Here is a 12,424-nt window from a genome sequence, read left to right on the forward strand (position 1 = left end):
CCGTAATGCGGTGCCGCTGTCCGTTACGAGGTGTCAGTTTGACGCGACATGACGCATCGGCGAAAAGTAACGCTGGCGCGAGCGAACGTAAACAGAACCAGCGTCAGAGACGACTATGACTCCCATTAAAAAAATCATCACTGCCCTCTATGGGACTATCCTGCGCAGAGAGATCAGCGACGCGGAGCTGGGTGAACGCCTTCTGCACGTACCGACAGACATGGGGGTATTGGAATATGCTCTACACCTCACTGATGAGCTACTACTATCAGAAGAATATCAAGGTAAGTCAGGGTTAAACTCAAGCTCGTTCGTTGTTAAAGACGTCGACATTTTTTATGCCTACAAATTTTTGCTTGGACGACTTCCAGAATCAGAAATAATTTATTCTGATAAGCGAAACTCGCCGAACATTGAGCACTTACTTGAAACCATCATTAAATCAGAGGAGTTCAAATCTAACCAGATCCTGAAGGACACGATTGCTTTACGGCGTAAACCGTATGACTTCCAGAGCGCATCGACATCCTCCCAAGCTCACTCAAAAAAGATCATCGTCTTAAGTGGATGCCAGGCCAAAACAATCGCTGACCTATTCCAGATTAAATCAGGCTTAATCACAGTCCCCCACTTGTTCATGGGCGGCGCGGCGCTGAACCACTTTGTGACTACTCAGGGCCAAGCATACCTTGAGAACTTGAAATCGTTTGACCTTATATACACCCAGAAAAAGGGTCTATTCGATACGCTTAGAAATATCGATATTTTTAAAGATCGAGTGCGTCTGATGCCGATAATAGAATATGCTGCGTTCCAACCTGATCAAATTTACGTTACCAGCAATATAACCCACGAACGCATCGTGGGCCCATTGGGGGAATATCAATCGTTGATTGCCGTAGCCGCTTTTTACTCTGGATTTAACCAAGCGAAATGCAGGAGTCTATTTGATCCATCGGTATATAACTTGATAGGTTTTGAAGAAACCGCTGCGGCCGCCCGAGTAGACCTGCTTCATCAGCAGAATACCACTGGATACCCTCTGGCCAGCCTTATGTCCCTGTGGGACGAAAAAGGCAAGTGGATGAGAAGCGTGAACCACCCCAAGAAATTCGTACTGAGCGACTTGGTAACATACGCCCTTGAACAAGAATCGATTCCTGTAGAAAGAGACGTCGACGATTACGTCAGTGATGAACTGGCATCAAATGTAGACTGGCCGGTTTATCCTGGTTTGTCGGTTAATACACCTTCCGACATTGGGTTCAGGTTCAAGCTACCGAACGCTCTGGTCCCTACCGCCAACGCCGGCGTGTTTCTGACATTAGAAGAATTCATCGACGCCACCTACCGATCTTTAGCTCCTTACAACTTCAGCGATGTGCACGTCAAACAACTCGACAGGCACATTGACCTTGATTCTATCTTAAGCAAGCTTGCTAATATGTAATCATACAAACTGCGAGATGCAGTACCATGCATGCCTGCATCTCACCAGCCTCTACCTCCTTACTCGGCGTCTAGCGCTTCTTCGTCACAGACAATAGAGTTGTTCATCGCAGCTTCTGCAACGAGCACTTTATCGACCTCGGGACGCGCCCGCACATCCAACTCGGATGAGTAATGCTCCATAAACAGTCGCATCACGTGAGCAACCCCTTCGTCGCGTACGGACCTCAGATCGGCCTCATAATATGCGCTTCGGATGTAGTTGCCGGTAATGATCTCATAAGACGGGAAATATTCGCATTGAGGATAACGACGAACAATGTAGTCTGCTGCGGATCTGAGCGCAGACTTGCTATAGGTTGTCGAAGTCAGTACATGCCGATTCTCGTAGGTTGCGACCAGCGGGACTGGCGATACTGTCAGGATCACTTTGCAAGACGGGTTGACTGTTTCGAGACGGCTTAGAAATACCTCAATATCTTTCACGATGTCGTGGGTTTCGAAATTCACAAACTCGTACTTGTTCGGGTCCATGTATCCTGCGGCCACACCTGGCGCTAGAGGAAAGACAGCACCGTCGGCCTTACGCCTCCACGACTCGGTTAGGCCAAGGGTAAATACGAACACCGTCATGTTTTCGAACATTTCTCTGACGCTGGCGAAGTGAAGCTGCCTCTCATCATTGATTTCTTCCACCGAGGCAAAGCCTAACGGCTGGACCAATGGCCTGAAGGGATCTACAAGACGACCATCTTTCCTCTTCCACCCTTCGTCCAGCGGGGTGAAGTTTCCGTAGCATCGATCAAACAACTGGAGCAATTGCCGCGCAGTATAAATATTCCCGTAGCGTGCTGAGAAAACACTATAGTTCTGTTCCTTCAGGAACTCTGCGTCTTGGCTAATTGAAGCTCCGGTTTCCGTCACATAATAGTTGAAACCATTACGAGAGAGGGTTCGCGAGATGTGCTGGGCAAAACAACTACCCGCAGTCGCTACGCGATCTGACTTGGTGAGGCCAAATTTGGAGGTAACAACGGGATCAACCTCTGAACTCGGAACCGATTCAATTGCACGGCGCCAAAATTGGTAATTCTCCAGCCCGGCATAAGGATTGACTTGCTTGGTCGGTGCAGCGCCGCGCTCCGCTTCAGTTTTGAGTGTGGACAGAAACGATCCAAGATTCTTGAAAGATTCGGAGTCTAGCCTGAAGCAGGTAAGGCCACTGTTGGCGCTCATGTCGTACTGCTCGAAAGAAGCTTTGATAAAACTCTCCAACCCTAGGATTGGAACGGGCCGCCTGGCGTTTCCCAAGTGCCTTGCTTGTTTGAATTCATACCCACCCTCCAAGCCAAACAAGGCTGCTACGGCTGGATAAATTGGCCAGCAAGGATGATCCGCAAGGTCATCAGCAATATAGCGCTCGATATCAAGGCTATATTCAACACCTTCGCGCTGCAAAATCAGCCTGGCCAAGTCTCCAAGCACTGTTAACTTTGGATGGTTCAAGCTATGCATGAAACATCCGTTGGACGACCAACTGGAAAGCAAGGATCTCATCGGCGTGTCCGTGTGCGAGCCCCGATCGACCAAGAACTCTACTGACGCTGCATGATGATCAAAATACCCAAGAAACTTGAAGACCTTATCGTCAAACAAACCCAGTGTCTGATTCACTGTAAGCCTGTTCTTCCAGGCCCAAAACACAAGCATGGAGTGATACTCCCCCATTGGCCCACCTAGATGAGCGCCTGAGGCTTTTCTTATATAACCCATATCCGGATGAAAGCCGCTATAACTTATTCCCGGAATCAGCCTTACTTTGGCCTGTATCCCGGGATATAACTGGCTCAACACAGAACTAAATGGCTCCGTCGGCAGGTGCTGGAGTACGACGTAGTCGGCTTCATCAACGAGCTTTGACAAGTCGAACTTACCACTCTGAATGCCTGCTGTGTTGCGCGGGTTCAGTTCGATCGCAACAGCTGAGGCGTGACTAGACATCGCCTCTATGAGTTTGCCAATAACAGTAAGCTGACAGTTTCCTAGGAACAGAAACTTGGAGGAAGCATCTGCAGAAAAATGCAACGTGGCGCCCAGCTTGTCAAAATATTCCTTGGACTCGGTGAGTACTTTAATTACTGCCTCTTCGCTGTCCAAGGACATATGGGCAATAACAGACTCCTCTGACTCTGGTCTTCTGCCCAAATACTTCACGAACGCGTCAATTACAAATTCTCTAGACGCCGCCATCTTTCGTAACTCCTGTGCTGGTGCCACCAAAAAGACTCACGAGATTTCTTGCTTCCCGCTCACACTTGTGGTGATGCAACCTTCCGTCTTTATTAAAAAGTAAGTAGCAGCCGACGTTAGCATAGAAAATTTCCGGCTAATAGATCCAACAGATCAATGACGACTAACCGAGCGCTACGCGTTTTGCGCTTATCACGGCAGGTTGTCGGATGCTTCCGGGGACGTCCCTACCTCTGGTAGTCGAGCCGTAACTGGCGGGCCCAGGTCAAGAGGTCGGTCGTAACCGTCGATCGATCAAGCTGATGAGTGGTTACGGGCTGCTTGGATCTGTTCAGCCTTTCGGGCGCGTGCGCATCAGCCCGCGCCCGTGAAAGCACGTGCGAATATTGATAAGAGCCGTAGCACCGGAGATGGAATGCGCGGAACGCCGTGCCCAAACACCCTGAGAAACGGGGCCTGACATACCCCTAGCTACGTCTCCCGGTTTGCGTTCTCTGGTATCCTTCCGGCTCCCTTGGCCAGGCAGTGTTCAAGACTGTCGTCGGAGCGGCCAGCCCTCAAGCTAGCAGGGAATCTCCAGGGATTTTTTTCACTGATTTCGTCTCGGTTTAGACACACCGTATATATATAGGGATTACTCGCTATGGATCTGATACCCGTAATTTTGTCTGGCGGCGTTGGCAGCCGGTTGTGGCCCGTGTCCCGCGAGGCCCATCCGAAGCCGTTCATGACGCTTCCCGACGGCCAGAATTTGATCCAGAAGACGTTCCTTCGGGCCGCGGCACTGGAAGGCGTTTCGCAAATCCTCACTGTCACCAACCGTGAGTTGCTCTTCAAAACCGAAGACGAATACCGGACTGTGAACAAGGCTGAGCTGGATCAAGCTTTCATTCTTGAGCCGTTCGGCCGCAACACCGCGGCTGCCGTTGCGATGGCGGCACTGCAGATCAAAGAACTCAATGGCGCTGACGCCCACATGCTGGTCCTGGCCGCTGATCATCTGATACAGGATGAACGCGCGTTCGCGACCGCCGTCGAAAACGCAGTACGCCTTTCCGAAAAGGGCTGGTTGGTCACTTTTGGCATCCAGCCGCAATATCCAGAGACAGGCTTCGGCTATATCGAGGCCGGTGGCTCCGCAGGCGAGGCAGGCGGCTTGAAGGTCTCCCGCTTCGTTGAAAAGCCGGACCTCAAGACCGCCGAGACGTACGTTGCCGCCGGCAACTACTTTTGGAACTCGGGCATGTTCTGCTTCAAAGTGGGCACTGTGCTCGAAGAGTTCGCCAAACATGCACCCGACGTTCTAAACGCGGCGGTCGAGTCGATTGCAAGCTCTCGCCTGACCCAGTCGGCGGGCTACCACTGCCTGGCACTGGACGCTGACTCGTTCGCCAAAGTGCCGGATATCTCCATCGACTACGCCCTGATGGAACGCTCTGATCGCGTCGCCACTGTCCCATGCGACATTGGCTGGAGCGATATCGGCTCGTGGAACGCGGTGAGCGAACTGACCTCTCAGGATGACCACGGCAATCGCTGCGAAGGTGAAGTGCTTTCTCACGGCGCTCGCAACAACTACGTCCACAGCGAAGAGCGTCTCACCGCGCTGGTTGGCGTTGAAGATCTGCTTGTGATTGATACAGCAGACGCTTTGCTGATCGCGCACAAGGATCATGCTCAGGACGTGAAACACATCGTCACTCAGCTGAAGAAATCCGGGCACACGCTTCACCAGTTGCACCAGACGGTTCATCGCCCGTGGGGTACATACACCACGCTCGAGAACGGTGAGCGTTTCAAGATCAAGCGCATCGTGGTCAAGCCGAAAGCCTCTCTGTCTCTGCAGATGCACCACCACCGCAGTGAACACTGGATTGTGGTGAGCGGCATGGCGGTCGTGGTCAACGATGACCAGGAGCTGATGCTCAACACCAATGAATCGACCTTCATCCGCGCCGGTCACCGGCATCGCCTGAGCAATCCGGGCGTTATCGATCTGGTGCTGATCGAAGTCCAGAGCGGTGATTATCTGGGCGAGGACGATATCGTGCGCTTTGAGGACGTGTACGGTCGGGCCGGTAGCTGAAGCGTAGCCTTTCGCCCGCGTCTGCGGGCCTGGTTGCGGGGTCGCCTCGAGCGTCTCCGCAACCGGTAAAAGCGCATGGATCATCCGGGCGTATCTGCCCTTGATCCCGCACCATCATCAACTCCCTTTTGCTCAATGCAGGCTGCCTCTGCGCGGGCGGCGATTCGTCGCTTCTGGTATGGTGCCGCCACCCCCATGACGTCATCGGGCGCTGGTGGAGGGGAGGCGGTCATCTGCGACAAGGTCTTGTGCGTCAGCACAGGGTCGCAAGCTGTGTGAGAGCCAAGACGCCCCACCGATTCCGCACAACTCAGGCGTTACAGAACAGGTCATTGAGGTTTTAGAATGTACGGTATGTTGCAAGGGCTTTGGGAATACCGAAGCTTCATCATCACATCCATCCGCAATGAATTCATCGCACGCTTTGCAAGGAGCAAACTAGGCGGGCTCTGGATGATCATCCACCCACTCTCCCAAGTTGCGATCTACGCCCTTATCCTGTCCAACGTCCTCGCCGCCAAACTGCCGGGCATTGACAACAAATATGCGTACGCCCTCTATCTGATGGCGGGCATCCTGGCATGGAACCTGTTCGCCGAGATTGTCGGGCGATGCCTGACTGTATTCATCGAGCAAGGCAATTTGATGAAGAAGATGCGCTTCCCGAGGATCGCGCTGCCGGTGATCGTCGTGGGTTCGTGCCTGCTCAATAACCTGCTGCTGTTCGTCGCCGTTTTCATCGTATTCGCGCTGCTGGGTCATATGCCCACCCTTCAGATGCTCTGGTTGATCCCATTGACCTTGACTGTCACCGCGCTGGCAGTTGGCCTTGGCCTGGTGCTGGGCGTGCTTAACGTCTTTGTCCGGGACATCGGGCAGGTGGTGCCGATCGTGCTGCAGGTCTGGTTCTGGTTTACGCCTATCGTTTATTCGCTGAACATCATTCCTGAAAACATGCGGGGAGCGCTGGAATTTAACCCCATGTTCCCGGTGGTCACGGCCTACCACGATGTACTGGTTTATCAGGTTGCGCCTAACCTCGCTCACCTCGGCATGGCGATTGGCCTCTCGGCAGCCTTGCTGATCCTCGGACTATTTCTGTTCCGACGCGCCGCTCCTGAAATGGTGGACTCACTATGACCCTGCTATCCATCAGCCATGTGGGTAAGGCCTACCGCACGTACACATCAGAATGGCAACGCTTCGCGAACTGGTTTTATCTGCCTGTCAAACCCAGCCATGAGCACTGGGTGCTGCGCCATATCGACTTTTCTATCGAGGCAGGGGAAGCAATCGGTATCGTGGGTCAGAACGGGGCGGGCAAGTCGACGCTTCTGAAAATGATCACCGGCACACTCCGCCCGACGGAAGGCAAGATCCATGTCAACGGTCGGATTGCCGCCATTCTTGAACTCGGGATGGGTTTCAGTCCGGAGCTGACAGGGCGCCAGAACGTCTACCATGCTGCCGGTCTCATGGGCTTCAACACCCCCCAGATCGATGAGGTTATCGAGGACATCGAAGCATTTGCCGAGATCGGTGAGTATTTCAATGAGCCTGTCAGGACTTACTCCAGCGGGATGCAGATGCGAGTCGCGTTCGCAGTCGCCACTGCGTTCCGCCCCGACATTCTGATCGTCGATGAAGCCTTGTCGGTTGGCGACAGTTATTTCCAGCACAAAAGCTTCAGCCGCATCAAAGAATTTCAACAAGCGGGAACGACGCTATTGATCGTGTCCCACGATCGAGCCTCGATCCAGGCGCTGTGTAACCGCGCCATCCTGATCGACAACGGCACGGTCATCAAAGACGGTCCTCCCGAGCAGGTAATGGACTACTACAACGCAATTATCGCTCAAAAAGAAAACAGCACCGTTGAAGTGGTTTCCCTTGAAGGGAAAGGCGTGCAGACGCGATCTGGCACAGGCGAAGCGTCCATAGAAAGCGTGACGCTGTACGAGCGGGACGCGCCAGTTGAATACGTTGGCGTCGGCGCTGAAGTTTGCCTGACCATCAACGTACAGGCGAATGTCGACCTCCCTGAGTTGGTCGTCGGGTACGTGATCAAGGACCGGCTGGGCCAGGATGTTTTCGGGACCAACACCCATCATCTTGAGTGCAAGTTGCACTCTGTCAAAGCCGGCGCCCGTCTCTCGTACAAGTTTAGCTTTACGGCAAATCTTGGTATTGGATCTTACTCAGTGGCAGTCGCCCTCCACTCCTCCGATACACACATTGCTGAAAACTTTGAATGGCGGGACCTGGCGCTGGTGTTCAACGTTGTGAACATTTCAGAACATAAATTTATCGGTATGGCATGGATACCCCCTACCGTGGAGTGTGATTGATGGTTGCTCGTTTTTACAGGGCCTTTGAGGATCGTCATCGTGGTTCAAGGGAACTGATACTCGAACGTCTCCAGGCTTACATGCCGTTTCTTGAACCGTTTCTCAAACTGGAAAACGGGCCAGTTGCTATTGATCTCGGCTGCGGTCGAGGTGAGTGGCTGGAGATGGTCATCGGCGCAGGGTTTGCTGCGCGCGGAGTAGACCTGGATGAGGGGATGCTTGAAGGTTGCCGATCCCGAGGTCTGCCGGCCGACCTGGGTGATGCCGTAGGCGCGCTTAAAGCGCGTGCTGCCGAGAGCGTGTCTGTCATCAGCGCATTTCATCTGGTGGAACACATACCGTTCCCGGCGTTGCAAGAGCTGGTGAGCGAGGCTCTTCGGGTGCTGAAGCCCGGGGGGCTATTGATTCTTGAGACCCCTAACGCAGAAAACCTTTTCGTCGGATCCAACGGTTTTTATATGGATCCGACCCACGAACGACCAATTCCGCACTTGTTGCTGTCCTTCCTGACCGAGTTCTCCGGTTTCGAACGAAGCAAACTGCTGCGCCTTCAGGAAGAGGCTCGCCTGCATGATCCCGCCACGCCTGTTGACCTCATTACAGCGCTCGGCAGCTCCAGTCCTGATTACGCAATCGTCGCGCAGAAAAAAGCGGCTGATTCCGTCATGTCCCTTTTTGACGAACCCTTCGCCCAGATCTTCGGTATTACCCCTGGCGAGCTGGCTGCCCGTTACGATCAAAGTATCGAGACGCGATTTCAGACGGTAGGAGCACAAGTGGCGGAACTAACATCGACCTCTGAAAAATTTCTGGAAACCATCTCGGAAATAACGGCGGAGCTAGGTGACACGAAATATAAGAATGGATATCTGGAATACCATAATGGCCTGCTAACTTCGCGCAATGAAGCCCTGGAGCAGCAAAACTTTGCGCTGGTTGAAGAACACCTTACCGTCAGCGATGAGAATAAAAAGCTTATAGCCGAGCATGCGGATCTTGAGGCTGTCATCCAGGATCTTCGTTCTATGGTGCAGAACCTCCAGGGCGGCACGCATGATCTACAGGCGCAACTGGACGGTATCGCCCTGGACAGGCACAACATGGCTGCCAATTTGAACGCGGTTGTGCAGAGCACCTCGTGGAAAATTACGCAACCGCTCAGAAAGCTTTCAAGTCTTGTCTCGCGTAGCAAACCGGTAACTCGAAAAGCAAGCAAGAAGAGAGCGCTGGCCCTGAAGGCAATCAACTTTGTCTCTGCCCGCCCGTTTCTAAAGCGTCATGCGCGGACCGGTATCAAATTTCTACCAGCCTCATTGAGAGCGAAGCTCTGGGCGCTATCTGTTCACTCGGTAGCACCTGTTGCCACGGGCCAAGCGACACCTGCCAACTCCTCATCTCTGAGCTTGCGGGAGGCCGAAATTTATATGGAGCTCAAACAGGCTTTTGAGCGCAAGGAAAGTAAGTGATGCGAATAGTAATAGACCTGCAAGGCGCGCAATCAGAGAGCCGGTTTCGTGGAATAGGCAGATATTCGCTTTCTCTCAGCCTGGCGATTGCAAAACTCGCGCAGGATCATGAGATCTGGATCGCACTCAATGGAAAGCTGACGGAGAGTATCGCCAGCATCAAAGCAGCCTTTGCTCCGCTGATCCCCGCAAACCGCATTCGCATATTCGACGTGCCCGATGACCGCGCGCCGGGACCCTGGACGGCTCAAGCATCCGAAGTCCTCCGCGAACGCTTTCTTGATGCACTGGAGCCAGACGTCGTCTTGGTGAGCAGCGTTTTCGAAGGGCCTTGGGCTGGCGCTGTGACGTCTATCGGCGCATGTGAGACCCGGCACAAAACGGCGGTCATTTTCTATGACCTGATCCCATTGCTGGATCCGGACGTCTATCTGCCGAATCCGGCATTGCGTGACTATTACTTCAGAAAAATCCAGTGGCTCAAAAATGCTGACATGCTGCTGGCAATCTCTAATTCGTCCAGCAATGAAGGCGCCGAGCACCTCTCGATACCTGAAGCCAAGATTGCGAATATTTCCGCGGCCATTGGCGACCAGTTCACGCCGACGCAGCTTGATGCTGCTGCGTCTGCACTGCTATTTGGTCGGCTCGGAATCACCGGCAAATACATTCTGTTTGCGCCAGGCGGCTTTGATCCGAGGAAGAATTTTGCCAGGCTGATAGAAGCGTACAGCACGCTCTCGCCTGAGTTGAAGTTTTCTCACCAACTCGTAATTGCCAGCAAACTTCATCCGCCTCAGCGCGCCGAACTCGAGCAATACGCACAGGCCTTCGACCTCCAGGAAAACCAGCTGGTACTGACTGGATATGTCGAAGATGACGAGCTCGTTGCCCTTTATTCGATGGCAACGCTTTTTGTTTTCCCGTCGACCCACGAGGGCTTCGGCCTGCCAGTGCTGGAAGCCATGGCGTGCGGTGCCGCCGTCATTGGTTCCAATTGCAGCAGCGTCCCGGAAGTCATAGGGATGGAAGAAGCACTGTTCGATCCATTTTCGATCAGTTCGATCGCCGAAAAAATCGAACAGGGCCTTCAGGACTACTCATTCCGCGAGCGCCTGCTCGAGAATGCTCTCGAGCAGTCCAAACGTTTTTCGTGGGACGCGTCGGCAACCAAAGCGATCGCAGCTATCGAGTCCCTCGGGCTACGGTCTCCAGCAGATGCATCTGGTATCGACAAGCAGTCGCTGATAGCTGAGCTAGTCGCTATTGACGCGGCTCCAGAGTCTGATGAAGCGATGCAAAGGGTTGCGAAAAGCATCGCTTATAACTTCAAAGGAAGTAAGGGAAACCAACTGCTGCTGGATGTCTCCAGCATCGTGCATTCAGATGCAAAGTCCGGGATCCAGCGCGTCGTACGTAGCTTGCTGCACGAGTTCTTGAACTCCGCACCTGCCGGCTATGACGTGCGTCCGATTTACTACCAGGAAGGCTTTTACTACTACGCGGAAAAATTTACGTCAGCGGTGACATCCGACCAGGCCGTTTCCATAGACTCGCTCATCGATGTCACTCAAGGGGATATCTATTTATCCCTTGATCTGAACATGCACCTCGCCAGTCAGCTACTGCCGTTGCACACGCACATGCAGAATATGGGTGTGCAGATCAACTACCTGGTTTACGACCTGCTGTTGATTCACCGTCCAGACTGGTGGCATGCGCCGAACCCTGATTTTTTCAGAAACTGGCTTGAGAAAATCTGCCTTGTCGGGGACAGACTCATCTGCATCTCCGAGGCGGTAGCGGTAGAACTGCGCAACTGGCTCGCGGAGAATCCTCCGGCCCGAATCGACGGCGGCCCTGTGATTGAAAGCTTCCACCTGGGCGCCGACATCGATAGCAGTTTGCCAAGTGGAGGCATGCCTGATGAAGCGGCCCAGACGCTGGATCTGATTTCTCAGCGCCCTTCCTTCCTGATGGTCAGCACCATCGAGCCTCGCAAAGGCCACGCACAGACACTCTCGGCATTTGAGCTGCTGTGGGAGCAAGGCCATGAGATCAATCTGGTTATCGTCGGCAAGCGCGGGTGGCTGGTGGATGAGCTTGTTGCTCGACTGGAAACCCACCCGCAGATGCACAAAAAGCTGTTTTGGCTGGAAGGCATCAGTGACGAATATCTGGAGCAGGTGTATTCAACGTGCTCGTGCCTGATAGCGGCGTCCGAGGGTGAGGGGTTTGGTTTGCCGCTGATTGAAGCGGCGCAGCACAAAGTCCCGATGATCATTCGTGACATACCTGTTTTCCGGGAAGTGGCAGGAATGCATGCTGCGTACTTCAGTGGATTGGAACCTGTCGCACTTGCCCATGCAGTCGAAAGCTGGCTTACGCAGATGGCTGCAGGAAACCATCCGACATCAGACTCAATGCCTTGGCTGACATGGAGGCAAAGCGCTGAACAACTGAAAAAAGTGCTGATTGACTAAAGTGAACCGGAGTGCGGCGGCAAGGGGCGCTGCCGCACCCGCAAGCGGGCAAGGAGGTAATGCCTGCCCGGCAACGACAGTCCAGCGACCTGACCCCAGCGCCGCGCAAAAAAATCCCGCACGTCAGCGGGCCGATTGCTAAGCTAGCCCCCTTAGCAAGGAGGCCTCATGAAATACACATTGATCATTACCGCAATTGCACTGTTGGGCGGCTGCAATTCCTACTCCAACAGAGGGACCAATGAGGGGGGCAGGGAGGTCACCCACAAGGGATTCACCGTTAGGTGTGACGCATACCCTCCCAACCAGCCTGACTGTTACACGCCTCCACCTAGCTGGAGC

7 protein-coding genes are annotated in these 12,424 nt (G+C 53.5%); 6 read left to right on the top strand and 1 reads right to left on the bottom strand.

Annotated features, from left to right (window positions below; genetic code table 11):
* Positions 1–115 precede the first annotated feature (115 nt).
* Positions 116–1,450 carry a WcbI family polysaccharide biosynthesis putative acetyltransferase gene (locus tag ACYASU_RS21850; protein ID WP_463584026.1) on the top strand — a complete coding sequence of 445 codons (1,335 nt, stop codon included), beginning with the start codon at positions 116–118 and terminating at the stop codon, positions 1,448–1,450.
* Between the two features lie 59 nt (positions 1,451–1,509).
* Here ACYASU_RS21850 and ACYASU_RS21855 read toward each other — a convergent pair whose 3' ends face one another.
* Positions 1,510–3,699, bottom strand: a complete 2,190-nt coding sequence (locus ACYASU_RS21855) for a GSCFA domain-containing protein (protein WP_463584027.1) — start codon at positions 3,697–3,699, stop codon at positions 1,510–1,512.
* Between the two features lie 643 nt (positions 3,700–4,342).
* Between ACYASU_RS21855 and ACYASU_RS21860 the strand changes: the two genes are divergently transcribed.
* The 5 genes from ACYASU_RS21860 (at position 4,343) to ACYASU_RS21880 (ending at position 12,082) form a co-directional block, all read left to right on the top strand.
* On the top strand, positions 4,343–5,785 hold the full coding sequence (locus tag ACYASU_RS21860) for a mannose-1-phosphate guanylyltransferase/mannose-6-phosphate isomerase (RefSeq protein WP_463584028.1): 1,443 nt from the start codon (positions 4,343–4,345) through the stop codon (positions 5,783–5,785).
* A 345-nt stretch (positions 5,786–6,130) separates the two neighbouring features.
* Positions 6,131–6,925: an ABC transporter permease gene (locus ACYASU_RS21865; protein WP_463584029.1), complete on the top strand. Its 795-nt coding sequence runs from the start codon at positions 6,131–6,133 to the stop codon at positions 6,923–6,925.
* Entirely contained in the window at positions 6,922–8,133 is a 1,212-nt protein-coding gene (locus tag ACYASU_RS21870; protein ID WP_463584030.1) for an ABC transporter ATP-binding protein, read from the top strand. The genes ACYASU_RS21865 and ACYASU_RS21870 overlap by 4 nt, the downstream gene beginning before the upstream one ends.
* Positions 8,133–9,599 (top strand): methyltransferase domain-containing protein, encoded by a 1,467-nt coding sequence (locus ACYASU_RS21875; protein ID WP_463584031.1) that lies wholly within the window; start codon positions 8,133–8,135, stop codon positions 9,597–9,599. The genes ACYASU_RS21870 and ACYASU_RS21875 overlap by 1 nt, the downstream gene beginning before the upstream one ends.
* Positions 9,599–12,082 carry a glycosyltransferase family 4 protein gene (locus tag ACYASU_RS21880; protein ID WP_346627734.1) on the top strand — a complete coding sequence of 828 codons (2,484 nt, stop codon included), beginning with the start codon at positions 9,599–9,601 and terminating at the stop codon, positions 12,080–12,082. Before ACYASU_RS21875 ends, ACYASU_RS21880 begins: the two co-directional genes overlap by 1 nt.
* Positions 12,083–12,424: the final 342 nt, after the last annotated feature.

This window comes from Pseudomonas sp. HP_12, assembly GCF_055283955.1.